Origin of the sequence: Flavobacterium sp. CAU 1735 (genome assembly GCF_039888695.1) — a bacterium.
Lineage (GTDB): Bacteria > Bacteroidota > Bacteroidia > Flavobacteriales > Flavobacteriaceae > Flavobacterium.
Window position 1 is genome coordinate 827,169 of sequence record NZ_JBDQQQ010000001.1, and the last position, 25,676, is coordinate 852,844.

The 25,676-nt window shown below is 40.0% G+C and carries 21 protein-coding genes; 5 read left to right on the forward strand and 16 right to left on the reverse strand.

The window, feature by feature from the left end; genetic code table 11:
- Positions 1-52: 52 nt before the first annotated feature.
- The 15 genes from AAFN64_RS03860 to AAFN64_RS03930 all read right to left on the reverse strand — a co-directional run bounded on the left by AAFN64_RS03860 (position 53) and on the right by AAFN64_RS03930 (position 18,782).
- On the reverse strand, positions 53-1,456 hold the full coding sequence (locus AAFN64_RS03860; RefSeq protein WP_300490154.1) for a tetratricopeptide repeat protein: 1,404 nt from the start codon (positions 1,454-1,456) through the stop codon (positions 53-55).
- 117 nt (positions 1,457-1,573) lie between these two features.
- Entirely contained in the window at positions 1,574-2,761 is a 1,188-nt protein-coding gene (locus AAFN64_RS03865) for an aspartate aminotransferase family protein (protein WP_347759337.1), read from the reverse strand.
- The gene (locus AAFN64_RS03870) at positions 2,758-4,359 is read right to left on the reverse strand and encodes an OstA-like protein (RefSeq protein WP_300490148.1); all 1,602 of its coding nucleotides are present in this window, start codon (positions 4,357-4,359) and stop codon (positions 2,758-2,760) included. Before AAFN64_RS03870 ends, AAFN64_RS03865 begins: the two co-directional genes overlap by 4 nt.
- Positions 4,360-4,542: 183 nt before the next feature.
- Positions 4,543-5,814, reverse strand: a complete 1,272-nt coding sequence (locus tag AAFN64_RS03875) for an adenylosuccinate synthase (RefSeq protein ID WP_347759338.1) — start codon at positions 5,812-5,814, stop codon at positions 4,543-4,545.
- Positions 5,815-5,870: 56 nt separating this feature from the next.
- Positions 5,871-6,320: a transcriptional repressor gene (locus AAFN64_RS03880; RefSeq protein WP_300490142.1), complete on the reverse strand. Its 450-nt coding sequence runs from the start codon at positions 6,318-6,320 to the stop codon at positions 5,871-5,873.
- A gap of 186 nt (positions 6,321-6,506) precedes the next feature.
- A complete protein-coding gene (locus tag AAFN64_RS03885) occupies positions 6,507-8,726 on the reverse strand; it encodes a RelA/SpoT family protein (protein ID WP_300490138.1) in 2,220 nt (739 codons plus the stop codon).
- 127 nt (positions 8,727-8,853) lie between these two features.
- Positions 8,854-10,398 carry a serine hydrolase gene (locus tag AAFN64_RS03890; RefSeq protein WP_300490135.1) on the reverse strand — a complete coding sequence of 515 codons (1,545 nt, stop codon included), beginning with the start codon at positions 10,396-10,398 and terminating at the stop codon, positions 8,854-8,856.
- Positions 10,399-10,421: 23 nt separating this feature from the next.
- Positions 10,422-11,210 carry an RNA methyltransferase gene (locus AAFN64_RS03895; RefSeq protein WP_347759339.1) on the reverse strand — a complete coding sequence of 263 codons (789 nt, stop codon included), beginning with the start codon at positions 11,208-11,210 and terminating at the stop codon, positions 10,422-10,424.
- A 110-nt stretch (positions 11,211-11,320) separates the two neighbouring features.
- Positions 11,321-12,535: an outer membrane beta-barrel protein gene (locus AAFN64_RS03900; RefSeq protein ID WP_347759340.1), complete on the reverse strand. Its 1,215-nt coding sequence runs from the start codon at positions 12,533-12,535 to the stop codon at positions 11,321-11,323.
- An 11-nt stretch (positions 12,536-12,546) separates the two neighbouring features.
- Positions 12,547-13,878 (reverse strand): DUF58 domain-containing protein, encoded by a 1,332-nt coding sequence (locus tag AAFN64_RS03905; RefSeq protein ID WP_300490125.1) that lies wholly within the window; start codon positions 13,876-13,878, stop codon positions 12,547-12,549.
- A gap of 32 nt (positions 13,879-13,910) precedes the next feature.
- Positions 13,911-14,924, reverse strand: coding sequence for a MoxR family ATPase (locus AAFN64_RS03910; RefSeq protein ID WP_347759341.1), 1,014 nt, complete (start codon positions 14,922-14,924; stop codon positions 13,911-13,913).
- Between the two features lies 1 nt (position 14,925).
- Complete coding sequence (locus tag AAFN64_RS03915) at positions 14,926-16,116, reverse strand: DUF4350 domain-containing protein (protein WP_347759342.1); 1,191 nt, start codon at positions 16,114-16,116, stop codon at positions 14,926-14,928.
- Complete coding sequence (locus tag AAFN64_RS03920; protein WP_347759343.1) at positions 16,117-16,875, reverse strand: DUF4129 domain-containing protein; 759 nt, start codon at positions 16,873-16,875, stop codon at positions 16,117-16,119. It lies immediately after the preceding gene.
- On the reverse strand, positions 16,868-17,818 hold the full coding sequence (locus AAFN64_RS03925) for a hypothetical protein (RefSeq protein WP_347759344.1): 951 nt from the start codon (positions 17,816-17,818) through the stop codon (positions 16,868-16,870). Before AAFN64_RS03925 ends, AAFN64_RS03920 begins: the two co-directional genes overlap by 8 nt.
- Positions 17,802-18,782: a stage II sporulation protein M gene (locus tag AAFN64_RS03930; RefSeq protein ID WP_300490111.1), complete on the reverse strand. Its 981-nt coding sequence runs from the start codon at positions 18,780-18,782 to the stop codon at positions 17,802-17,804. Before AAFN64_RS03930 ends, AAFN64_RS03925 begins: the two co-directional genes overlap by 17 nt.
- 28 nt (positions 18,783-18,810) lie before the next feature.
- On the opposite strand from AAFN64_RS03930, the gene AAFN64_RS03935 reads away from it, so the two are divergent.
- Both AAFN64_RS03935 and AAFN64_RS03940 read left to right on the forward strand, forming a co-directional pair.
- Positions 18,811-19,554: an RDD family protein gene (locus AAFN64_RS03935; protein ID WP_300490108.1), complete on the forward strand. Its 744-nt coding sequence runs from the start codon at positions 18,811-18,813 to the stop codon at positions 19,552-19,554.
- 25 nt (positions 19,555-19,579) lie between these two features.
- Positions 19,580-20,197, forward strand: coding sequence for a trimeric intracellular cation channel family protein (locus AAFN64_RS03940; RefSeq protein ID WP_347759345.1), 618 nt, complete (start codon positions 19,580-19,582; stop codon positions 20,195-20,197).
- Here the strand turns inward: AAFN64_RS03940 and AAFN64_RS03945 are convergent.
- The gene (locus AAFN64_RS03945) at positions 20,187-21,971 is read right to left on the reverse strand and encodes a gliding motility-associated C-terminal domain-containing protein (RefSeq protein ID WP_347759346.1); all 1,785 of its coding nucleotides are present in this window, start codon (positions 21,969-21,971) and stop codon (positions 20,187-20,189) included. The two genes, AAFN64_RS03940 and AAFN64_RS03945, sit on opposite strands and share 11 nt — an antisense overlap.
- A gap of 139 nt (positions 21,972-22,110) precedes the next feature.
- Here AAFN64_RS03945 and AAFN64_RS03950 point away from each other — a divergent pair, with 139 nt between their 5' ends.
- Genes AAFN64_RS03950 through AAFN64_RS03960 form a run of 3 tightly spaced genes read left to right on the forward strand, consistent with a single transcriptional unit; the run spans position 22,111 to position 25,653 of the window.
- Positions 22,111-23,058, forward strand: a complete 948-nt coding sequence (locus AAFN64_RS03950) for a FemAB family protein (RefSeq protein ID WP_347759347.1) — start codon at positions 22,111-22,113, stop codon at positions 23,056-23,058.
- A complete protein-coding gene (locus AAFN64_RS03955) occupies positions 23,055-24,155 on the forward strand; it encodes a DegT/DnrJ/EryC1/StrS family aminotransferase (protein ID WP_347759348.1) in 1,101 nt (366 codons plus the stop codon). The genes AAFN64_RS03950 and AAFN64_RS03955 overlap by 4 nt, the downstream gene beginning before the upstream one ends.
- Before the next feature lie 16 nt (positions 24,156-24,171).
- Positions 24,172-25,653, forward strand: coding sequence for an O-antigen translocase (locus tag AAFN64_RS03960; protein WP_347759349.1), 1,482 nt, complete (start codon positions 24,172-24,174; stop codon positions 25,651-25,653).
- Positions 25,654-25,676: the final 23 nt, after the last annotated feature.

Below are 25,676 nucleotides of genomic sequence, written 5' to 3' on the forward strand. Positions count from 1 at the left end.
ATGAATCAATTAACCGTAAAGATACTGGTAAAATATGGTATTTGGATGCGTCTTATTCGTTTAATTTCTGGTACTTTTCAATCTGTGTTCGAATCGCTTTCTGATTCCAGATTACCGGGAATAATTCTTCCAATAGTGTATGATTGTTAAAGTTTAATCGCAATCCGTTGCTTAGGTGGACTTTGCCTTTTTCTTCGTCGTGAAGCATATAGTACAATCCGGCCAATCGGTATTCGATTTCATATTCTTCTGGGAAAAACTCCGAAGCCTGTAATAAGGTTTGTACGGCACTGTCGAATTCACCTAAAAATTGTAATAAGTCAACCCAGAACAACCAGGTGTCTAATTGATAATCGCCAAACTCTACGGCTTTGCGGTAGCCATATTCGGCTTCCTCAAAAAAGCTCAACTGTTTGTTGATCGCGCCATAGCGTTTCCAATACAGTTTGTTTTCATTGTCGATACCGATCGCTTTGTTAACATAGTACAAGGCTTTCTGGAAATTGCGCTGACGGATATAGAAATCGGTAATGGCAATCCAGGCTTTGTCCAACAACGGATCTTCGTGTACCGTTTTTAGATAAAACTGTAAGGCAACATCGGTTCTTCCAAGACGTTCGTGGCATTTTCCGATGCGTAAAAGTGCAAAAGACGTCGGATCGTCCAACTCCATAGTGATGTTGTAACAATCGATCGCTTCCTGGTATTTTTTTAGTTTTTCAAGTGCTTTTGCTTTTTCAAGATACGCACCTAAAAAACTTTCGTCAATCAGTGTAGCATAATCGAAAGCGCGAACCGCCTGCTCGTAATTTTTTACCGTATAATACTGGCGACCTAACTGATGCCAGGCGACTTCGCTATACGGATTACGGTCGATAAAACCGTTTAAGAAAAGAATCGCATCGTCGTTTTGATCCAGAAAATCGAAACAGTAGACTACGTTGTATAAAGCGGAATGATCTTCGGTATCGTTTTCCAGACACTTGATGAAATTTTCCTTGGCTAGTTCCAGATTGTCCATAAAAAGGTACTCCATGCCGATAAGCGAATATACGTCGGCATAATCGTCGGTATAGCGTAAAGCGATCTGTAAAAGTTCCACCGCTTTGTCGTGCTGATCTTTTTTGGAATAAATATTGGCTTTCTGGATATAGATTTCTTCGTTGGTTGGTTCGATAGCGTATAAATCATTTAATAATTTTTCGGCTATGTCCAGTTTGTCGTCAAAAACCAGAAGCTCCACCTGAACCAGTTTTAAACCGGTTGATTTTGGGTGCTGTTCCAGTCCAAGTTTTAGGGCTTTTTTGGCTAAATTAATTTTACCCGTATCGAGATAATGAAGAATGATATCTTCAAACTCTTCGGAGTCAAAGAAGAATACCTTGTTGGTTTTCAACATCGATTCGAACTTTGATAAGGATAAACTATTATCTTCTTCCTCGTGACTCAAATTCATACTCCAGTTGTTTAAAATTATCCTTATTAAAATTAGGAAAGGTTTGTTATTTTTTCAGAAATCGAAATGCTATGTTGTGAACAATTTAATTAACAATTTTAGTTTATTCACAAGGGGTTACATCTCGTTCATGACTTCATTCATAGCTTCAATAATGATGCCACATCCTTCTTCGATTTCTTCGTTGGAAAGCGTCAGGGGAGGCGTAATACGTATGGCACGGCCTTCAAACAGCAACCAGAACAAAATCAACCCTTTTTCCTGACATTTAAAAATGACTTTATTGGTAATTTCAGGACTTTCTGTCATGGGAGCGAGCATTAAACCTTCGCCGCGGATTTCAGTGATCAACGGATGTACCAGTAATTTACGGAATAATTTTTCTTTTTCCAACGCCTGTTGCATCAGATCCGTTTCAACTAATTCCTGTAAGGTCGCTAAACACGCTGCTGCGATCACTGGATGACCACCAAAAGTTGTAATGTGTCCTAGTTTAGGATCGTGGCTTAAAAGATCCATATGCTTTTCGTTGGCCGTAAAAGCGCCAACCGGCATACCGCCACCCATTCCTTTGCCCATAACCACAATATCCGGAACGACATCGTAATTCTGGAAACCGAATAATTTTCCGGTACGTCCGAAACCGGGCTGGATTTCGTCCAAAATCATCATGGCACCCACTTCGTCGCAACGTTGGCGTACTTTCGTAAGAAAGCCGTCAAACGGTTGTACAAAACCGGCACCACCCTGAATGGTTTCCAAAATGATTCCGGCGGTTTTGGATGTTATTTTTTGTAAGTCTTCTTCGTTGTTAAAAGTGATAAAATCCACGTCGGGAATCAAAGGGCGGAATACTTGTTTGCGCTCTTCAAAACCCATTACGCTCATCGATCCCATAGTATTGCCGTGATAGGCGTTAAAACAGGAAATCAGCTGACTTCTGCCGGTCACACGACGGGCTAATTTTAGTGCGCCTTCCGTGGCTTCCGTTCCGGAATTAACCAGGTAGGTCTTGTTTAGTTCGGTCGGCATATTTTCAGCCAACAATTTACAAAGAAGAACCGACGGATCCTGGGCATATTCACCATATACCATTACATGGGCGTATTTGTCCAGTTGATCTTTGATCGCATTGGTTACACGCGGATGTTGATGGCCTAGTGTACAAGCCGAAACTCCGGCAACAAAATCGAGGTATTTTTTTCCTGTAGTATCGTAAATATAAGAACCTTTGGCGTGCGAAACTTCCATGGCTAACGGGTGCGGGGAAGTTTGCGCCTGGTATTTATAGAAATCCTGAATCATTTTTTCTTGGTGTTTTTCGCTTTCGCTTTTTCTTTTTTGGGAGGTTTACCGTATTCTAATGTCTCTTTCGTGGCCTCCATTGGTTTTTCATTTTCGAGATCTTTTGCAAGACTCTCTTTTAATATTTGTGCGTCCAAAGCGAGTTCTTCCGGAGGGAAAATGTCATCTTTGGATTTGATGCGTTCGTCGCCACGCCAGACAAAGCCACGCAGTTTTCGTGCGTTTTCCGGAAACTGATCCGGTGGATAACTGTCGCTTTTCGGGTCGACAAAGGCGGTCATGGTTTGAATTTTATTGTCTTCCAGTTCAAGATGTATCCGACTACTAACGCCTTTATCGATCATTTCCAGCTCGTTTTTGTCGTTATACATATAGTAGATCTTTTCGGTATTTTTAACCAAATCGACAGTGGAAAGTTTATTGTCTTTGAATTTACCAAATAAGTCCTGTCCTTTTACTTGATTAAAGCCGGTTCCTAATGTATCTTTCTGTACGATAAAAGCATTGTTGAGTACTTTTAAAGAATCCAGTTTTTCCGTTTTATTATTACCGATAAGATGAATGACGTCGCCGGTCATTTGGCTTTCGTTGTTCCAGAGTACCGGTTTTCCGATAAGTTGCGTCAATCCTTTTTTCTGATCGGAATGGATCGAATCGCATTTCCCGCTCATATCGATTTTGTAGATACGGGCGTTGTTAAAACCACGGATAATCCGTTCGCCCTGTTTTCCGGTAACCAGTAGTTTTTTGGCATGGATATACACCGAATCGTTTTCGACCAGACTGGAAAGTAAGGCCTTTTTGGTGATAAACATGGAATCCTGTTTTTTATACACTTCGGCATAATGTCCCCGGACAATCATTTTGTTGATGGTGTCGGTGATTTTGACATTGTCAGTGGCGGATGAGAAATCCCGCTTCCGGTCGTAAAATATTTTATCGCCCTTTATGAGTCTGTTGTCGTATTTAATCGTGGAGTTTTTGGTTAGAGTCGCCAGATCCTTTTTGGTGTCGTAAAATCCTCTTTCGGTATAAATGACATTGTCTTTACTCGTAATTGTAGACGGGCCGAAAACATAGGCATGTCCCGAATTGTCGTAAAAATCCAGGTGATTGGATTTGATCACACATTGCGGATTGGTTACGGTGACTGCGGTAAGGAACTGATACTTTTTTTCGTTCAGGTAATAGCGCCCGGATTTACTTTTCAGGGTATTGTCTTTGTTGATAATGGTACCGTTGGAATTGTAGTATGCCTGTTGGATATTCCGATCAAAATTTAACGTATCGGTGGTTAAGGTCGATTCGGGAGAACGCAAAACAACCTCGCCGGAGGCATAGGCAAACTTTTCATTACCGTTGTATTCGGCATAACGGCTGTTCATGAAAATAGTATCGCCCTGGTTCATAATTACATTACCAAAGGCTTTGGCATAATTTTCTTTTTCGAAAAAGTACAGTTTGTTACAGTTGATCAATACACCATCGTGTTCGATCTGAACATTACCGGTAAGAATAGATGCTCCCGGGATTTCATTTTGATTACTGTCGGTGAAATCCGTATGGATGATCTGGATTGTTTTTTTTTGTTGTGCCACTGCCGAAGTAGTACACCAAATAGTGAAACTTATAAGAAAAAGAAAGAATTGCTTCAAAGTCTGAAATTTTGTGCCAAATTTAAGTAAAATCTACGAACGGGATTTTTAATTAAGAATAATTTATTAAATAATTAAAATATGCGAAAAATAAAAAAACGCCTCCGTTTGGAAGCGTTTTTCAGATTATTTCAGAATCGTTTGTGTTCTGTCGGGACCAACCGAAATCACTTTGATTGGCACTTCCACTTCACTTTCGATAAATTCAATGTATTCTTTTAATTCGGCCGGAAGTTGTTCGTATGTTGTCATTCCGGTAAGGTCGGCTTTCCAGCCTTTTTTCTCCACATAAACCGGAGTTACGTTTTCCGGTTCGATGTTATACGGTAAATGGTTGATGGTTTCGCCGTTATAGTTGTAACCGGTACATACTTTTAGGGTATCAAAACCGGAAAGTACATCACCTTTCATCATGTATAATTGTGTAACACCATTAACCTGAATCGCATATTTCAGGGCTACAAGGTCTAGCCATCCGCAACGGCGGGCTCTTCCTGTGACTGATCCAAATTCGTTTCCAACGCGTGCCATGGTCTGTCCGATCTCATCGTGAAGCTCGGTTGGGAATGGTCCGCTTCCTACACGGGTTGTATACGCTTTAAAAATACCGAAAACATCTTTTACCTTGTTCGGAGCGATACCCAAACCGGTACAAGCACCGGCAGCAGTAGTATTAGAAGACGTTACAAACGGATAGGTTCCGAAATCGATGTCAAGAAGGGAACCCTGAGCACCTTCGGCAAGGATTGATTTTCCGTCTTTCATCGCCTGATTCAGGAATGCTTCGCTGTCGATAAACGTAAGTGTTTTTAAAACCTCGATGGCAGCAAAAAACTCATCTTCCAGTTCTTTTAGGTTGTATTGCATGTCTACGTCATAAAACGAGATCATGGCTTCGTGTTTGTCGGCCAAAGTACGGTAACGTTCTTCGAAATCGGCAAGTTCGATATCACCTACACGCAAACCGTTTCTTCCGGTTTTGTCCATATAAGTCGGTCCGATTCCTTTAAGGGTGGATCCAATTTTGGCTTTCCCTTTTGAAGCTTCCGAAGCGGCGTCTAATAAACGGTGTGTTGGTAAAATCAAATGTGCTTTTCTGGAAATAAGCAAACGGGATTTGATATCCATGTTGAATTTTTCCAGGCCTTCCAATTCTTTCTGGAAAACCACCGGGTCGATCACGACACCGTTTCCGATGATATTAACGGAGTTTTTGTGGAAAATACCGGAAGGAATGGTTCGCAGTACGTGTTTAATTCCATCAAATTCTAAAGTGTGTCCGGCGTTTGGTCCGCCTTGAAAACGAGCAATAATGTCGTATTTTGAAGTGAGTACGTCAACGATTTTTCCTTTTCCTTCGTCTCCCCACTGTAATCCTAGTAGCAAATCTACGGTCATTCTGTTGTTGTTTGTTGTTTTGTGTTTAATATAGTTATTTGTCGTATGCGTAGTTGTTAATTCTCTTTGTGCTGTTTTTTCTGTCCGTACAGGTATAACGAGTGGTTGTGAATTTCGATATCGAAAATCTCCTCAATCGTTTTTTTAATGGTCTGTATTCTCGGATCACAAAATTCGATCACTTCGCCAGTATCGGTCATGATAATGTGATCGTGTTGTTTGTCAAAATAAGACTTTTCATAATGCGCCTGATTTTGTCCAAACTGATGTCTTCTAACCAAACCGCATTCCAATAATAATTCTATCGTGTTGTAAAGCGTTGCACGGCTCACACGATAGTTTTTGTTTTTCATTTTGATATATAGGGATTCGATGTCGAAATGCTCGGCGCTATCATAAATTTCCTGAAGAATAGCATAACGTTCCGGTGTTTTACGGTGTCCTTTTTCTTCCAGATATTTAGTGAATACGCTTTTTACAATTTCTTGATTCTTATTATTTTCCATAGTAGGTTTGGTATGAAATACCCGCAAAGATAAGCTTTATTTTTTGGAGTGTAAAGTTTTAATCTGGTAATGTTCCGGAATCGGAAAATTTTAGTTTTTTATTAACGAAAAGTGAGAACATCTTAAAAACAAATAAGTACTTAACGGGAATTAAGTACTTATTTGAAGTATAAATAAAAAGCTTTTTTAGTTTTTATGAACGCGGGTGACTTTGTCGATACCGTCAATTTTTTTGATGTTGTCGATCAGTTTTTTCAGGATCGTATTGTTTTGAACGACCACGGTTACCTGTCCGTTAAAAATTCCGGCTTCACCGCTAAGGGCGATGCTCTGAATGTTTACGTGCATCTGATTGGAAATAACCTTGGTTAGCTCGTTGGTTAAACCTAAGGTGTCCATTCCGGTAATTTTAAGGATGGCTTTAAATTCTTCCTGAGACGAATCGATCCATTTGGCCGGAATGATCCGGTAGGCATAATTCGACTGTAAACTAATGGCATTCGGACAGTCTTTACGGTGCACTTTAATCCCTTCGTTGATCGTGATAAACCCGAAAACATCATCACCCGGAATCGGATTACAGCAGCTGGATAGTTTGTAATCCAGTTTTTCCTGTTCCTTGCCGAAAACGAGTAAGTCGTAATTTTTTATAATCTCATTACGGTGCAGCTGTTCCGGTGCGACATTAGGAGAACGTTTGATCTTGTTTTTAAAGAAGTTGATCAAGGTATTGTTTTTCTGCGCGGCAAAATCTTTTAATTGCTGGTTGTCGATCAGACCGGCTCCGACACGGTAAAACAAATCCAGACTGGTTTGCAGTTTGAAATAGTTCACCAGTTCGTTAACGGTGGTCTCGTTAAGCGTAATTTTTAAATGTTTTAATTTACGCGTTAGCAACTCTTTACCATCTTCGGCGATTTTCTTGGTGCTTTCGTTAAGCACGCTTTTAATTTTATTGCGCGCACGCGATGTGGTTACGTAATCCAGCCAGCTTGCCGTAGGCTTTTGGTTTTGTGAGGTGATTATTTCAACCTGATCACCGCTATTTAGGACATGATTAAGCGGTACGAGTTTTCCGTTAACCCGTGTTCCGCGGGTATGCATTCCGATTTCGGAGTGAATACTAAAGGCAAAATCCAGTGAAGTGGCACCTTTTGGCAGCGATTTGATTTCGCCTTTTGGTGTAAACACATAGATTTCTTTGGAATACAGGTTTAATTTAAAATCCTCTACAAAATCGACGGCATTGGTTTCTGCATTTTCCAACGCTTCGCGCAATTGGTTTAACCATACGTCAAGACCATTTTCCTCAGTGGCACCTTGTTTGTATTTGTAGTGCGCGGCATATCCTTTTTCGGCAATTTCGTCCATACGTTCGCTACGCACCTGAATTTCCACCCAACGTCCTTTTGGTCCCATAACGGTAATGTGCAGGGCTTCATAACCGGTTGATTTTGGCGATGAAATCCAGTCACGCAAACGGCTCGGACTCGGACGGTAATGATCGGTTACGATTGAATAGATTTTCCAGGCCAGAAATTTTTCTTCCTGAGGCTTGGATCTATAGATAATCCGCAGGGCAAATTTGTCGTAAACTTCATCAAAGGTCACTCCCTGAACCAACATTTTACGTCGGATGGAGTAGATGGATTTAGGACGTCCTTTCATCGTATATTCGATACCTTCTTCGTCCAGGGAATTTTTAAGAACATCGGAAATGGATTTAATGTAAGCTTCCTGTTCTTCTTTGGTCTCTTTCATTTTGCTTACAATATCCTGGTATACATCCGGTTCGGTGTATTTTAGTCCAAGATCTTCCAGTTGTGTTTTGATGTTGTACAACCCCAAACGATGCGCCAGCGGAGCATAAATATACAGGGTTTCCGAGGCGATTTTAGCCTGCTTATAATCAGCCATGCTTTCCATCGTCTGCATATTGTGTAAACGATCGGCAATTTTGATTAGAATTACGCGTACGTCGTCGTTTAATGTCAATAACATTTTTCGGAAATTCTCGGCTTGCATCGAGATTTCCTGATCGGTTTTTACCTTGGCTATTTTGGTTAACCCATCGACAATTTGCGCGATTTTAGGATTGAACATTTTTTCGATGTCTTCAATCGTGATATCGGTATCTTCGACCACATCGTGCATTAGTGCTGCGGCAATGGAAGTGGCGCCAAGTCCGATTTCGGAGGCGACAATTTTAGCCACGGCAATAGGATGGAAGATATAGGCTTCTCCGGATTTACGACGTTGATCTTTGTGTGCATCGACAGCAACATCAAAAGCTTTACGGATCAGTTTTTTATCTTCTTCGGTAAGGGTTTGGTAACTAATGCGAAGTAGTTCTTTGTATTCTCGCGCAATTGCTTTGTTTTCTTGTTCTAAATCAATCTCAGTCATAACAATTCATTCAATTCCTAAATTTAGTGTAAAGAAATAACTTTTGCAAGTACAGTGCCCCGAATAGCTGCTAAATAATGTTAAAATTTGAGCCATAAAAAAACGCTCTATAGAGCGTTTTGAGAATTTATTTGACCCGATTGAAATCCAGATCCTGAAAATCATAACTGAAATCCGTTAGTGGTGAAATGGCATCCATTTTAATATTCTGTAAGTTACCGTCATTATCATAGGTCAGGTACATAAAAGCATCGGCATTAAAATAGCGGTTAAACCATTTTACGGCGTAAATATTGTCTTTGTAAAAGAATATCTCTCCGGATAACTGCGGTGACCGTTTGGAAATAAAATGCAATTTTTTTCCTTTTGTTACAATGGATACTTCGCCAAGCCAGTTGTCTTTAAAAACACCGGTCAGTTTGTCGTAATTGTGTTTGAGCTTGCGATTCTTCAAATTCGATGCGACAGTTTCCCATACTTCGTTGGTTACTTTATCGGCTTCGGCTTCCCGTGATATTTTTTGATGACTGTATTTGGATACATAATCGGTATACGGGATATCCAGATAGCTGTCTTTTATGGTATTGGTAATGGCATTAAAAGCGGCACCCGACTGTTGGTTGGTAAAAACAATAATACCCAGTTCCAGTTCCGGAAGCAGGGTTACCTGTGTTACGATACCTTCCAGTCCGCCGGTATGCGAAACCTGTAGTTTTCCTTTAACATCGTTTAATTGCCATCCGAGACCGTAGGCTGTAAACAATGTATAATAAGGAGGCGTGGTACTGTTTGGTAAAATGGTTTGTGGTGTCCACATTTCGTCGTGTTGCTGTTCGCTAAACAACTGTTTCTCCTTGTTTGGACCATATTTTCCCTGTTGTAACTGCACTAAAGCCCATTTGCTCATGTCGTTAACGCTGGAGTAAATTCCTCCGGCAGCATCGAGAATGGTACTTTTATACCGTTTGATAACTTGTAACTTACCGTCTATCGGTACATGAGGAACGATGGTATTGGTGGTGTCTTTTAAGCGCGACCAGGTTCCCACACTATTCTTCATTTCCAACGGTTTCATGATACGTTGTTCGATAAAGGCAGCCCAACTTTGCCCGCTTACTTTTTCGATCACCTCGCCGGCAATTACATAAAGCAGGTTGTCGTAATCGTATTTGGTTCGGAATCCGGAAACCGGTTTGAGATATTGAATGTTTTTTACAATATCCTTAGCGGTAAAATCATGACCGTCCGGCCAGATCATTAAATCGCCGGCACCAAGACCCAAACCGCTACGGTGTGTTAGTAAATCCAGAATGGTAAATTCGTTGGTGACATAGTCGTTATACATCCGGAATTCCGGGATGTATTTTTTTACCTTATCATTCCAGTCGAGTTTGTGCTCGTCTACCAGTATGGCTAATGCGGCAGTGGTAAAAGCCTTACTATTGGATGCAATTCCGAATAATGTATTTTCGTCTACTTTTTCTTTTGTTTTGATCGATTTTACTCCATAACCTTTGGAATGGATCACTTTTCCGTTTTTAACAACGGCAACAGCAATTCCCGGAACGTCAAAAGTCGTCAGGGTTTTTTCTACCAGTTCGTCTATTTCGGGAGAACTGATTTGGGCATAAATTGAAAAACTGGACAAGAATAAAAAGAAAAACTTTTTCATAATCATGCAATAATTAATTTTGGTTATGTGAGACGTTGTCTTTTGGCTTCAAAGATTAGAATTGCAGCGGCAACGGAAACATTCATGGAATCGATCTCACCTTCCATAGGGATGATAATATTCTGTTTACTGGCGGTACGCCATGCTTCGGTAAGTCCGGTAGCCTCGGTACCGACTACAAGCGCGGTGGCACCGGTATAGTCTTGTGTATGATAGTGTGTTGAATCTTGTAATGTTGCGCAGTAAATAGCGATTTCCTGTGCTTTAAGATAAGCGATAACGTCTTCGGTCGATCCGGTTGCTATGGGTCTTGTAAAAAGACAGCCCACGCTGGAACGGATGATGTTCGGATTGTAAAGGTCGCTTTTGGGATTGGCAATAATAACGGCATCCAGATTGGCGGCATCGGCAGTTCGTAATAAAGCACCGATATTTCCCGGTTTTTCCGGAGCTTCTGCTACCAGAATAAGCGGATTTTTCCGAAGTTTTAAATCGGATAGCAACAAGGATTTCGATTCGGCAATGGCCAGAACACCTTCGGTGGTATCGCGATAGGCCAGTTTTTGGTAGACTTCTTTGCTGATTTCGATAATTTCAGTATCCGGTTCTGTTAGTTCATGAACTGCAGAAAGTGAAATTATTTCCGGAGAAAATAAAACAGTAATAAGTCGGTAGCCACCTTTTTGTGCCAGCATTATTTCCCGCTGACCTTCAATAAGGAAAGTGCCGGATTGTTTCCGGTTTTTGGCTTTGTCCTGTAACTGGAGCAACGATTTTATAAAAGGATTTTGGACACTACTGATCTGCTTCATTGGTATGCGGTGAAAAATGCGTTATTTTTTTAGGGTAAAAATAAACTTAAATTTATAAATATAACAAGGATAGCCGGAGGAATAACAGCTATCCTTGTTATTTTTGTTTTTTAGAATAATCGATATCCTAAGATAAATGAAGTGGTATTGTATTTACTGTCGTATTTTGTTTCATTGTTAACAAGACTACGATTCGTTGCATAACGCAATTCAAAACTGAAACGCTCTAAGAAACGGAAACCGGCACCGATACCAAAATTATAAACAGGATCTACATTAACTTCAGTAGGTTGCGTGTAAACGGTGTAGACCAGTTTGGATCCCAAATCAATATTATAGCTAAAGATACCGTTGATAAATAAAGCGGATTTGTCGTTTAAGTGCATATAATAACGAACACCTACCGGAATGTCAAGTGATTTATAATCAAGTGAATGCGTGAAACCATCCTGAACGATTTCAGATTTGTAAGACTGGAAACTTGGTTCCAGAATCAGACTCCATTTATTTCCGTATAACGGTAAAATATATTCTAATTCAGCGCCAATTCGGAATGTCATTTTGTTACCAAAATCAACATACGGCTCGCCAAAGTTTTTAGAATTACTGTCAAAAGAAGCTGACGTAGTGTTTAAACCGATTCTCGCACTAAGGTGTAAAGCGCTTTTTCGAACAATCTCCTGTTTAAAAGTAGAAGCGGCTCCGGATGGATTTTTACATGTATTGTAGGCTTCAAAAATATCAATCAGGTCGTTGTCACGGTAGCGAAGTTTACGCAATATCTCACGAGTGATAGATTCGCACTTTAAGTTGGTTAGGATCTGATTTTTATAGTCTTCATTGGCTCTGATTTGAATATTTTCATCCAAATACGATTTGAAAATAAGCGGTTCGATTTCGGAACCATTATAAGAATAGAAGAATTTATACGAATTCTCGTCTTCAAATAGGTAAAGTGATGCATCACCTTCAACCAAAACTCTTAGGAATTGTCCTTCTTCATTGAAAATAGGTTCCGGAGATCGGCTTAAAGAAGCCATTTTTTCAGAGGAGCGATCCAGTTTGATCCAGGCGCTGATAAACTTAACTTTTTGATTGGTAAAACCAAATGCTTTAATATTGGACCAATTGGCCGTTTCTACTGTACCGTTTTCGTCTCGTTTGTATTCGATTTCTTTAGGATTGTTACGCCAGTCAAGATTTTTAATCCAACAAGTTACACGTTCATTACCGTTTTTAATAATATATCCTTCTTCAAATTTGATTTGTGCCTGCGTGGTAAGAGTAGTAATCAGTAATAAGGCAAATAGTAAAATTTTTTTCATTAATGTTTGTTTTAAAGTATTCCTCTTGATTTAATTTCTAAATATTTATTGATAGTGTCGAGTGTTAAGTGTTCGGGTTGGGTTAATACGGAATAGATACCGTATTTTTTAAGTTCATTTACAATCAGGCGTTTTTCGAAGGCAAATTTTTCGGCAATAGTCTGGTCGTATACATCCTGTACGGTGGTTATTTTTTTATCGATCAGTTGGTTGAGTTCGGTGTTGTTAAAAAAGATCACAACCAGTAAATGGTTTTTGGCAATGCCTTTTAAATAGGGAAGCTGGCGGTAAAGTCCGTCGAGCGTCTCAAAATTGGTATACAAAAGAATAAGACTTCGCTGGTTGATATTTTTTTTGATGTCCACATACAACCGACTAAAGTCACTTTCGAAAAAATCCGTTCGGATATTATAAAGGGCTTCCATGATGAGGTGCATTTGCGATTGACGTCGTTCGGCCACTACGCGGTTTTCAATTTTTTTAGAAAACGTCATCATCCCGGCTTTGTCCTGTTTTTTCAGGATTACATTCGACAACGCAAGCGAGGCATTAATCGAATAGTCTAACAAACTTAATCCGTTAAAAGGCATTTTCATCGTACGCCCTTTATCAATGATCATATAGATATTCTGCGATTTTTCGTCCTGATACTGGTTGACCATCAGCTGGTTTCTTTTGGCTGTGGCTTTCCAGTTTAGCGTACGAATATCGTCGCCCGGCACATATTCTTTGATTTGTTCAAATTCCATCGTATGACCGATCCGTCTTATTTTTTTTACCCCATATTGAAACAGGTTATTCGAAAAAGCCATCAGATCGTATTTACGCAACTGAATAAACGACGGATAGGTGGGAAGGGTTTGATTGTGATCAAAAGTGAATCGTCTGGAAACAAGACGTAATGGTGAGGCAACATAGACATTCAGATTGCCAAAGGAATATTCGCCCCGTTCGGTTGGACGGAGGAAATATTGGAAATCATCTTTCTCGTGTCGGTTTAATTTACGTCTGACATCAAAATTACGTACCTGAAACTGGAACGGAATTTCATCGATAATCTTTAGCCAGATATCAAAAGAATACGCACTTTTCAGTTTGATCGTAACGGGATTCTCATCGCCATTGGACAATTTTTCCGGAAGTACACGCGAGGCTTTTATCCCTTGCTTTGCGGTGAAGAGCAACAGGATGTCAATACCAGTAAAGGCGAGTAACAACCAGAACAACAACCAGCTTACACGATACAGTTCTTCGAAAAAATAAGCCAGCACAAAGCTTGCTATAATCCCGAGGAGCGTATAGAAAAAGAAGTTGTTGAGGTATAATCGTTTAAAGAAATTCAAAGCTATAATGATAAAAAATGAACAGTAACGACCTATCTTGGAATCTCAACCGTATCGACGATTTGTTTGATAATTTCGGCACTGGTGATGCCTTCCATTTCGCGTTCCGGACTCACCACCACACGGTGTTGTAATACCGGTATCGCCGCTTCCTTGATATCTTCCGGGCTTACAAAATCACGACCGCGTAAGGCGGCAAATGCTTTTGAAGCATTTAAAATGGCAATCGAAGCCCTTGGAGAAGCGCCCAGATAGAGGAACGCATTTTCACGGGAATTCAGTACAATTTTAGCAATATATTCGATCAGATTCGGTTCAATACGGATTTGTTTGACCAGACTTTGGTAGTTCAGGATATCGCTTTGCGCAATGATTTGCTGTACCGATTCCAGTTTGTTACGGTCTTGCAAGGCATTTTCACGTTGAATAATCGCGATTTCCTCTTCCAGATTCGGATAGTTGATGTTGATTTTAAAAAGGAAACGATCGAGTTGCGCCTCCGGTAAACGATAGGTACCTTCCTGTTCGATCGGGTTTTGAGTCGCGATTACCAGAAAAGGTGTGTCCAACACATAGGTTTTACCGTCAATGGTAATTTGGCGTTCTTCCATCACCTCAAAAAGTGCCGCCTGCGTTTTAGCTGGGGCGCGGTTGATCTCATCGATTAATATGAAATTGGAAAAAATAGGCCCTTTTTTAAATTCAAAAGCCGATTTGGATAAGTCGAAAACAGAGGTTCCCAGAATATCCGAAGGCATCAGATCGGGTGTAAACTGAATCCGGTTAAACTGTAAGGCCAGTGTTTTTGAAAGGAGTTTGGCGGTAATGGTTTTGGCAACGCCGGGAACACCTTCCAATAATACGTGGCCGTTGGAAAGGATCGCCGCTAAAAGCTGATCAATCATTTTCTCCTGACCTACGATTACGGTAGCCAGTTCCTGTTTGATTCGGGTTACACTTTCTAAAAGTGCCGAAAGATCCAGACGGGTTTCAAAATTTACATTTTCGGTTTGTGCTTCGATTGGGGTATTTTCAAAAGTATCCATATTACTTTAATTTTTCTATTGCTTTACTAATTTCAATGACATCGGCCTGAGTACTCACAAGCTCATTCCGGTGTTTTTGGATCAGGCGTACTACATTTTCGATCAGTACGGGATCTTTTCCGGTTTTCTGATGTAGCCTTTTAACAAAGGTTTCGTCCAGTTGGAACGTATCGATCAGGTATTCCGATCGTATTTTTTCGAGAAAATAAATGATCTTTTTTTCAATTATCAGATGATGACTACCTTCCTGAAGGTATAGATTTCCGATTGTTTTGGTAAAATCGACGGTCGTATTCGGTACCGGTTCTTTTATCGGAATGATCCGTTGACGGCGTTTAGCATTAAAAAACATAAATACCAGCATGCCGATCAGGAAAAGATACCAGGCCCATTTTAATGCCGGCTGACTCAGGATATAGCGCATCGGCGAACCGGAAATATTCTGATCGTTATAACTAAACGACTGCCAAAACAGTTCTCCTTTTGGGATATACGATAAAATCGCACTACAATATTCGGCATTTTTATCTTTTAACAATACATAATTTGAAAAAGCAGCCGGCTGTGTATGCAACAGAAAATAACCGGTACCGTAAGGAACCCGGATAAAATTGGCGTGCTTAATGCTATCCGTTTGCTGATAGCCTAAAACATCGGTTGTAGTCGAATCGATCGACTGAAAACTCACATTTCCGCTACCTTTTCCAAAATTATAGTGTTGATTCTTAACGTTATTCGCGCTTAGTTTTTGTCGCATATTGTCCTGTAAAGACATATTTGTGGAGCAATCAAATTTTAGGGAATCCATTAATTTTTTCGGAAACGATTGCATACTTAAAAAAGCCGTATTACCATGATCAACGAAATACAACAATTCGTCTGCCGATGTATCGTCGAGCGTATTATCGTCGGAAATCATCAGTAGCGTTCCTTTAACGACATAAGTCGAATCGGAATAACGGTATTTCGGATCCAGAAATTCATAAACCGTAGTGCCGAAACGAGTTATTTTTTGGTTCGGAAAAAGGCTTGGGATTTCCTTATTAAATACATAAAGTCCAAACGGTATTTTATCCTGAATCGTATAACTTGGCGTCCAGTTAATCGGCTTTGGTCGGCCGGAATCAATAACAATAATTCCAACAATGATCAAAACCAGAAAAGCGATATATAGTTTTAAAGTCCGATTCATTTACAGGGAATTAAAAGTGTTTATAAACGCCTTTTCCGATTGATTAAAAGTCGTTTCGTTGAGTTCGAATTCGCCATACCAGCTATAGTCGTATATATACGAAAGGTAGGAAAAATCGTGCCGTAATTTCGGATTGCCGATTTCATACAGATAATCGGAATTGGTTTTTTCAATATCCCATTCGATAAGCGATTTGTCGGATAAACGTTTGAGCAACCACAGGTAATAATAACGAATCGCTAGTCGGTAATCGTTATTGTTTTTGGAATCCCGTATCGCTTTTTCGAAATTAATAGAATGTATGTCTTCGTCGATCGTATCGGAAGTCGTGATTTTCTTTTGTGATGATTTTCCGAAAATCCAGTTGCCTTCCTTATTCAGTATTGTTTTAACAATCATATAGACCACAAATAGTACGATTAATATGGCTATAACTTTTAGAACAATCTCAAGTGCTGTCGGATTGGCACCGTCTACTCCAAACGAAAAAATACGTCCCAGCCAATATTGCAACCAGGCTTTAAACGAACTCCAGGCACTGGTGTCGGGCGCTACGGTTTCGTATTGAAAATCCGTTCCGGAATAGTTTTCCTTAAAATTAGAATGGAAGGGTAACGGTTGAATAGCCGTTGTGTCCGACAATGTTTGTATCTGCCGGTTTTGCCGGGTAATAACAGTCGGATCCTCTAGTTCGTCCACTTGTGAATAAGTGGCAAACGAGGATAAAAACAGGATGATATAAAGGAGCAACTTATTCACTTTGTGTACCAATCAAATCAATGTCGCTTTTTGGAGTATTGTTTTCCAATTCTTCGCGGATGCTGTAATAGATCACTCCATTGTTGATCAGTAGCAGATTCTGCATAAAGAAATTTAAGATTACCGACAGCACAAATGTCAATAACATCATAATAATAAAAAACGAAAACGGACTGGAAGATTCCGAATTAATAGTCCCCGGGTCTTCAAGAGTGGTAAATACCGAAGCTACTCCGATAATATACGGAATCATTGAGATCGTCCCTACGATAGCCTGTACGATCAGGTACATAACAAAAGTAGAACCGATTATAGGCCAGAATTTGCTTTTCATCATCTGGAACGCTTTGCTTAGCGAAACAAAATAATCGTCGTCGGTTGAAATATAATTATAAAAACTCAGCGATAACCAGGAACCTGCTGCCGGAATCAGAATAAGTATCATCGGAATTCCGATCAGGATAAAAACCAAAGCGAACGATAACATAAAAGCCAGCACGATTAACGGTATAGCAGTAAACATCGAAAGGATGAAAAAAAGAAGCACTTTTCCAATTTTAGATTTGACTACCTGAGTGATTTCTGCCGTGTCAAAATCTTTTTTTCGGGATAACAAATCGAGATAGACTACCGGATAGAGATAGCTGATCAAGCTGATAATTAGTAGCAAAAGAGCCGACAATCCGCCGAATCCCAAAAACAGCGAAAAGTTTTCTGCAATAAAACTGTCGAACTGATTCCCGGGCCCACCATTACTCAAACCGGAAAGCGTTCCTTCGTAAAATACTTTGAAAAGGAAAAATACCAGAACCAGTAAAATCAGCACAAAACCACCGTTTACAATCAGGTAGTTTCGGAAATAATGTCTTCCGTATAATTTAAAAAAACTAAAAGTATCGCCGACTAATTCGTTGAAATTTCTTTTTTTATAAAGTTGAAACATGTTTTCGAGTTAATTTTTTATGGAGAATATATGGATAAATCAGATAGTAAAAAGAAATAAGTGCCAGTGTACCGAGAATGATCAGAACATTTAGCGCTCGCGGCATATCAATCGAATACCGGGTGATAAAACCTTCGAGAAAACCAGCGGCAATGGTAAACGGCATCGTGCTTAAAAATATTTTAAGACTGTTTTTTAGTCCGGTCTTAAACGAAGTAAGTCTCGAAAATGTTTTTGGAAACAATATGCTGGCACCAAGGATAAAACCGGCAGCCGATTCGATTACAATGGCAAAAATTTCCATGGAACCGTGAATCCAGATCCCGCGTACACTTTCCCAAAATACCTTTTCCTGATAAAAAAAGTACTGGAATGATCCGAGCATAATCGAATTCTGAATCAGTACAAAAAAAGTACCGATTCCGGCAAAGATTCCATAGATATAGCAACGCATACCGACCATCAGGTTGTTAATTGTGATGCCGATAAAACTACCCCAGTTGCTTCCGCTTTTATAAATCGCGACCGGATTGCCTTCCTTAATGTTTTCGAGTGTCATGTTCACATAACCGTCGCCTAAAATAAGCCGCACAAAAGTAGCGTCATTATGCGCCGAAAGTACGCCAATACCGGTACAGGCAAAGAATAAAATAAAGGCATAAAGCAGGTAACGACGGTATTCGTATACCAAAAGCGGGACTTCGGTTTTAAAAAAATGAACCAGCCTGTTGGTTTCTTCTCTTTTGGTTTTATAAACTTTCTGATAGGTTTGTGAAGCGAGATAATTAAGGTAAACTACCGTCTTACTTTTGGGATAGTAGGTCTGTGCATATGCCAAATCATTCATCAGATGGATATACAAACTCGCCAGATCATCAGGATTTTTCTTAGATTTACCGAAAATTGCTTGCTCAAATTCAAGCCATTTTTCTTTATTTTGTTTAATAAATGCAACTTCTCTCATACATTCGCAAAAAGCTAAAGTATAAAATATGTCAGAATTATCAATAGTAACAACGCAAAATGTTAATATAAGTTTTAAAACAGCCTCAGTTGGTACAAGAATTGTGTCCGAACTTTTGGATATGCTGGTAAAAATTGCCTATGTTGTGGTGGTAATCTACGTGTTTTTCTATTTGCTGAACATTCAAAAATTCTTTGAAGGCGCTGATCCGTGGACGTCGGGAGCGATTATGATGTTGTTTGGATTGCCGGTAATGTTGTATTCGCTATTGCAGGAAAGCCTGATGGAAGGACAAACGGTAGGGAAAAAGATAATGAAAATAAAGGTGATTAAAATTGACGGTTATCAGGCCGGTTTTGGCGATTACCTGATTCGCTGGATATTCCGGATCGTGGAATTTGGTATCGGAAGCGGTGTAATCGGAATGGTAGCAATTCTGGCGAGTAATAAAAGTCAGCGGTTGGGCGATATGGCCGCGGGAACTGCAGTGATTAGTCTAAAACGGAATATTAATATCGATCATACCATTCTTCAGGAAATAGACGAAGGGTATGTGCCAATTTATCCATTGGTGATTAAACTTTCGGATAATGATGTCCGGATTATCAAGGAAACATTCGAATCGGCATTACGTGTCGACGATTTCAAACTGATCTATCAGCTACGGGAAAAAATCGAATCGGTAACGGGCATTAAAAATCAGTCCGGGAATGACAGTGATTTTATCAGGACAGTTTTAAAAGATTACAACTACTATACACGCAATATGTAGCGTTAGAATTACTAAAAACAATACTATGTTTCATTTATTGGATATTTTGGGGACGATGGCCTTCGCATTGTCGGGTGCCTTGACGGCGATGAATAAAAAAATGGATCCGTTTGGCGTGTTTATCATTGCCTTTGTAACGGCTGTTGGTGGTGGTACCGTACGCGATGTATTGATTGGCTGGACACCGGTTGGCTGGATGCAAAATCTCGATTATGTCTATATGATTACGATCGGTTATTTTCTGGCCTTGGTTTTTCGCAAAAGTCTCGATAAACTGCGAACCTCTTTGTTTTTGTTTGATACGGTAGGTTTGGGCGTTTTTACATTGATTGGTCTTGAAAAGGGAATCGCGATCCACCTGCATCCGATCATTTGTATCGCATTAGGTACCATGACAGCTTGTTTTGGTGGTGTTATCCGTGATATTTTATGTAACGATATACCGGTAATTTTTCGAAAAGAAATTTATGCGACCATCTGTATCATAGGTGGAATTGTCTTTTTTCTGCTGCGCAAATGGAACGTACAGGAAGATGTGTTGTATTTGACAACATCGGTAGTGATCATCGTAATTCGTTTGATGGCCGTCAAGTTCGAATGGTACTTACCAACGCTGGAACACCGGAATCCACCTAACGAGTAAGGTATACAAAACCGGTCAGATCGTTCGGATAATCGGGATCGTTTAGTTTTAAAATATAAAAATAAGTGCCTTCCGGAGCGAGTTCGTGACCCACGCCGTCCTTTATAAGTCCGTTCCAGTCTTCTGTATACTGATCACCTCGCCATACCAGTTTGCCCCATCGGTTGTAAATATAAATTTCGAAGTTTAGGAAAATGGTTCGCAATCCTTCAATAAAAAAGGTGTCATTAAGACCGTCTCCGTTGGCCGAAACAGCGTTATAAACCGTAGGCGGACAATTATAGGTCAGTAGCATAAACGACGTTACTGTATAGCAGTTCGCATCGCCAACACGTACAAACACTTCTTTTGGCGATTGCTCCGACAGATAATGATGACTATTATATATCGGGTTCGTATTCTGATTGGCATCTTCGGCTGTTTCGTGGAAACTTACGGTTTGCGAAGGATCGGTTTTAACCAGCTCATCATAACCCGAAAAATCGTAGTAACCCGATCCGTAGCCTTTGTTGCAAACTTTTAAAGCCGGTAACGGATTGACTTGTGGCGATATGTTAAGGGTGGCTGTAGTGGAAGCTTCATTGTTGTTTTCGTCGATTTCGACTACCGTATTATCCGGGTCTACTACAATTTTTAAGGTAAAAGGAGAAACAATAGCTTCCGGTAAAACGACTGTAACCGAACGGGTTTCGTGTCCGTCTATAGGAATCGTTGTCAATGTCTGATAAGTGCCGACAAGTGTCTCGTTGGCATATATTTTTATCCGAGTGCCCTGCGGTAATGGATTGGTGCTTTCCCGGTTATAAACGGTAAAATCGACGGAAATGGTTTTGGAATTACAACGAACACCGATGTTGTCGATACTTACGGAAGCATCGGGTAACTGACTGTTTAGTTTGGTTACAATAGCATTAATCATCACAAAATCCTGACCGGATGTCAATTGTATTGTGGCTGAGGTATCGCCAATGTCAATATGATCCTGAATATCGTAAACGTCCAGATCCATATTGTACAAGGTTGAACTTCCGGTGATACTATTGGAGCCATTAAAAGCATTGTTAGCCGGATTTAATGGCGGATTGCTTAGGATGTTCCCATTAATGCGAAGCGTTTCGTTAACCAAAATGTTTTTGTCGCCTTCCCAGGCCAGAAAACCGATTTTAGCATTTTGATTATCGATAACATTCAAATTTGAAAGCGTAATGTTAACCACATCCGGAACCGCCTGCATTCCGTCGTATATATTTAACTGGTTTAGAGGTAAAGCCTCATTTTTGTAAATGATGATAATAGCCCAACCTGCAAAATTGGTTCTACTGAGAAAATGTTGCGCGATATAAGGAGTAACATCAAGATCGGAGATGGTATATTGACCGTTACCAAATTCTTGTACCAGGTCGGTAATGTCTTTAAAAGCGCTGAAATTGTCCAGGAGAATTCCGTTTGCATAGTGCTGATAACTAAACGTACGGTCGGGACGAATAGGCGTATTGTTGAGTTTAATGTCGAAATCACCTGGTCCGGAACCTGCCCAATATAGATAGGCTTTTTCGATGGTATTACCGGATGCGAGATTTAATGTAGCCGATGAACTGGTGAAAATAGCGGGCACCACCTGAAAGGAATTTTCCTCCGGATTAAGCGTGTTTCCTATAAAAGTAAAATCATAACGTCCGTTAAACTGATTGTAAAGACTAATGTCCTGTGCTATTATCACGGGTGAAAATAGTACAGAAAACAAGAATATAAGACCGCGTAATTTTTGATTCAAGGACATTAATTTTAAAATTGACGGTTCTAAATTTAGTAATTATTTGAATGCCAAAAAACTAATGGATGCCAAAATGAATGAAATCAAAAACAAAAAATTGGCAAAAAAGTAGTAAATTTCCAAAGTTTATGCAGCTTGCGTGGAAAATTTTAAGATAAGAAAATATAGCGAAAAAGATTATAATTTATGGAATGATTTTGTAAATCAGTCCGAAAATGGTACATTTCTTTTCCTTCGTGATTTTATGGAATACCATAAAGATCGGTTTGAAGATGGCTCTTTAATGATCTTCGAAAAGGAAACGGTAGTGGCCTTATTACCGGCTAATCGAAAAGGGAATGAATTGCATTCGCATGGCGGACTAACCTATGGCGGATTACTCGTTCAAGAAAACCGCGGACATGCTTATCTTGAAAGTCTGTTTACCGCATTATGCGATTATCTTAAAGCGGCATCGCTGGAACAGTTGGTGTTCAAATCAAGACCCTCTTTTTATACGGCAGGTTCGAATCGCGAATGGCACAATTTCCTGATTCGAAATGGTGCTGCGCTTTATCGTAGCGATATAAGTATGGCGATCGATTATCAGCGACCGTTACAAATTGGAAAAAGCAAATTAAAACGGTACCGAAAACCGGAAAATGAACTGCTTGAAGTAGTACAGGAACAGGATTTTGCCCCTTTCTGGAATGAGGTTCTCGAACCGCGACTATCCGAAAAATATGAGGCTAAACCGGTGCATACATTAGATGAAATTACGCTTTTGCATCACAAGTTTCCGGAAAATATCCAACAGTACTCGGTATATCGGGACGGTCGGATTGTAGCGGGAATTACGCTGTTTGTCGATACGTATGTGGTGAAATCACAATACGGCGCCACTACGGCAGAAGGCGAACAACTGCGCGCACTGGATTACCTTTTTATCACACTGATTTTAAAATTTAAAGCAGAAGGGAAATACTTTTTCGATATGGGAACCGTTAGTCAGAAGGAAGGGAAAACCTATAATCCCGGATTGTTAAAACAAAAGGAAGAGCTGGGATGCGCTATGTATACCCAGGATTTTTACAGTTTACCGTTATGAAAATACCTTTTTTAGATTTAAAAAAACTGAATAAACCGTATGAAACCCGGTTTCAGGAAAAGTTTAGTACTTTTCTGGACAGTGGCTGGTATATATTAGGAAACGAAGTTCGGACATTTGAAGCCGGTTTTGCGGACTATTGTGGCGTAAAACACTGTATCGGTGTTGGCAACGGACTTGATGCTTTGATACTTATTTTTAAAGCCTATATTGAACTGGGAAAATTGCAAAAAGGCGATGCCGTACTCGTGCCGGCCAATACCTATATTGCAAGTATTCTGGCAATTTTACAGGCCGAATTGGTTCCGATTCTGGTCGAACCGGAGCTGGAAACCTATAATATTGATCCGACGGAAGCCGAAAAACTGCGAACCGAAACTACCAAAGCTATTTTGGCGGTGCATTTATACGGACAATTATCGGACATGGTGCCGATCCACAAATTGGCAGAAAAATACAATTTGCTGGTTATCGAAGATGCGGCTCAGGCACACGGAGCGGTTTTAAACGGACGAAAAGCCGGTAATTGGGGACATGCCGCGGGGTTTAGTTTTTATCCGGGTAAAAATCTGGGTGCTTTGGGCGATGCAGGAGCGATTACAACCAACGATTCCGAATTAGCAAAAATGCTATATTCCCTACGGAATTATGGATCGGAGATCAAATATGTAAATGATCATATAGGCTATAACAGCCGTTTGGACGAATTTCAGGCGGGGATATTAAATGTCAAATTACCGGACGCCGATGTGGAAGCAACGGAAAGAAGGAGCATTGTAAAACGCTATCTGTCGGAAATTCAAAATCCGAAATTGGCATTGCCGTATTATGATTTTTCAGAAAACCATGTTTTTCATCTGTTTGTGATCCGTACCGAAAATAGGGAAGCACTGGCCGAATATTTAAAAGAAAAAGGAATCGGAACGTTAATTCATTATCCGGTTCCGCCGCATCAGCAAAAAGCATTGCCGCAATTTCACGGTTTGTCGTTTCCGATAACCGAAAAAATCCATCGGGAAGTGCTGAGTTTGCCGTTAAATTCGACTTTAACAACCGCAGAGGTCGATGCGATCATCCTTGCGTTAAACAACTATTAAGAGCGGAAAACCGTTTATGTCCGAAAGCCAATCTGCATATCGTCATATCTTAAAAGCGACTTCTATTTTTGGAGGCGTTCAGGTATTCAATATATTGGTTTCGGTAATCCGGTCAAAAATTATTGCCGTACTGATTGGTCCGGCCGGAATGGGAATCGCAGGATTATTAAATGCAACACTTAATTTGATCAGCGGATTTACCAACCTCGGACTGGAGACCAGTGCGGTAAAAGATATTTCCCAGGCAGGAACTGAAAACAATACTCCTAAAATAAGCCGGACAGTTAGTGTTTTGTCCCGGTTGATTTGGCTCACAGGAACGCTTGGGTTTGTGGTAACGTTATTGTTATCGCCCTGGTTGAGTTATCTGTCTTTTGGGAATTACGATTTTACCTGGGCTTTTGCCTGGACGGCCATCGTTTTGCTTTTTAAACAATTAACCAGCGGTAATATTGCAGTATTACAGGGACTTCGGAAGCATAAATATTTAGCGCAAGCCAACTTATATGGTAGTGGCGTAGGACTTGTGATCAGTGTTCCGTTGTATTATTACTGGAAGTTGGACGCAATTGTCCCTTCGATTCTATTGTCGGCAGTGATCAGCTTTGTGTTTTCAATGCTGTATTGTAAGAAACTGGCAATTCCTTCGGAGGTGGTAAAGAGCCGTGAAGCCTTACGCGAAGGGAAAGAGATGTTGAAATTGGGCTATGCCTTAAGTTTTATGGGCTTATTGGTTATAGCGGCGTCCTATATTGTCCAGATATTTATCAGTCATTCGGGCGATGTGGAAGAAGTAGGACTGTTTAATGCCGGAATTACAATTATTAATTCCTATGTTGGAATTATTTTTAATGCGATGGGAACGGACTATTATCCGAGACTGGCGGTGATTGCAAACGATAATGCGAAAGTTAGAGAAAGTGTTAATCAGCAGGCATTGATAGGTGTTTTATTGCTAACTCCGGTGATTCTGATTTTTATTATGCTGATGCCACAGTTGATTCATCTGTTGTATTCTACAAAATTTACACCGATTATAGCAATGGTCGGCTGGGGAATATTTGGGATGTTTTTTAAAGCAGTCTCCTGGTCGGTAGGCTATATTTTAATTGCAAAAGGGGATACCGGTATTTTTATTAAAACGGCAATCGGATTTAATACTTTTTCGGTTCTATTGAATATTGCCGGTTACTATTACTATGGTTTGGAAGGCTTGGGAGTGAGCCTTTTAATTTATTATGTACTACACCTGATCATTGTAACAGGGATTGCGAAATACCGTTATAATTTTTATTTCGAACGGGAGTTTTATAAAATCGGAACCTGTTGTTTCGCATGGATACTCCTGATCTATTTTGCGATGTATCTGGAAGATGGTATATTGCGGTATGTAATAATGGGGATCTTGGTACTGATTTCCGGACTGTATTCCCTGTACCAACTGGACAAAAAGATAAAAATACTTGGGCTACTAAGACAATATATAACAAAAAAATGAGCGTGTTAAAGACTATAAAGAAG

Bases quoted from the DNA above. Each gene is read 5' to 3' on its own strand.
- AAFN64_RS03860 (WP_300490154.1), bottom strand. From the start codon at position 1,456: ATGAATTTGAGTCACGAGGAAGAAGATAATAGTTTATCCTTATCAAAG.
- AAFN64_RS03865 (WP_347759337.1), bottom strand. From the start codon at position 2,761: ATGATTCAGGATTTCTATAAATACCAGGCGCAAACTTCCCCGCACCCG.
- AAFN64_RS03875 (WP_347759338.1), bottom strand. From the start codon at position 5,814: ATGACCGTAGATTTGCTACTAGGATTACAGTGGGGAGACGAAGGAAAA.
- AAFN64_RS03880 (WP_300490142.1), bottom strand. From the start codon at position 6,320: ATGGAAAATAATAAGAATCAAGAAATTGTAAAAAGCGTATTCACTAAA.
- AAFN64_RS03885 (WP_300490138.1), bottom strand. From the start codon at position 8,726: ATGACTGAGATTGATTTAGAACAAGAAAACAAAGCAATTGCGCGAGAA.
- AAFN64_RS03890 (WP_300490135.1), bottom strand. From the start codon at position 10,398: ATGAAAAAGTTTTTCTTTTTATTCTTGTCCAGTTTTTCAATTTATGCC.
- AAFN64_RS03895 (WP_347759339.1), bottom strand. From the start codon at position 11,210: ATGAAGCAGATCAGTAGTGTCCAAAATCCTTTTATAAAATCGTTGCTC.
- AAFN64_RS03900 (WP_347759340.1), bottom strand. From the start codon at position 12,535: ATGAAAAAAATTTTACTATTTGCCTTATTACTGATTACTACTCTTACC.
- AAFN64_RS03910 (WP_347759341.1), bottom strand. From the start codon at position 14,924: ATGGATACTTTTGAAAATACCCCAATCGAAGCACAAACCGAAAATGTA.
- AAFN64_RS03915 (WP_347759342.1), bottom strand. From the start codon at position 16,116: ATGAATCGGACTTTAAAACTATATATCGCTTTTCTGGTTTTGATCATT.
- AAFN64_RS03925 (WP_347759344.1), bottom strand. From the start codon at position 17,818: ATGTTTCAACTTTATAAAAAAAGAAATTTCAACGAATTAGTCGGCGAT.
- AAFN64_RS03930 (WP_300490111.1), bottom strand. From the start codon at position 18,782: ATGAGAGAAGTTGCATTTATTAAACAAAATAAAGAAAAATGGCTTGAA.
- AAFN64_RS03935 (WP_300490108.1), top strand. From the start codon at position 18,811: ATGTCAGAATTATCAATAGTAACAACGCAAAATGTTAATATAAGTTTT.
- AAFN64_RS03940 (WP_347759345.1), top strand. From the start codon at position 19,580: ATGTTTCATTTATTGGATATTTTGGGGACGATGGCCTTCGCATTGTCG.
- AAFN64_RS03955 (WP_347759348.1), top strand. From the start codon at position 23,055: ATGAAAATACCTTTTTTAGATTTAAAAAAACTGAATAAACCGTATGAA.
- AAFN64_RS03960 (WP_347759349.1), top strand. From the start codon at position 24,172: ATGTCCGAAAGCCAATCTGCATATCGTCATATCTTAAAAGCGACTTCT.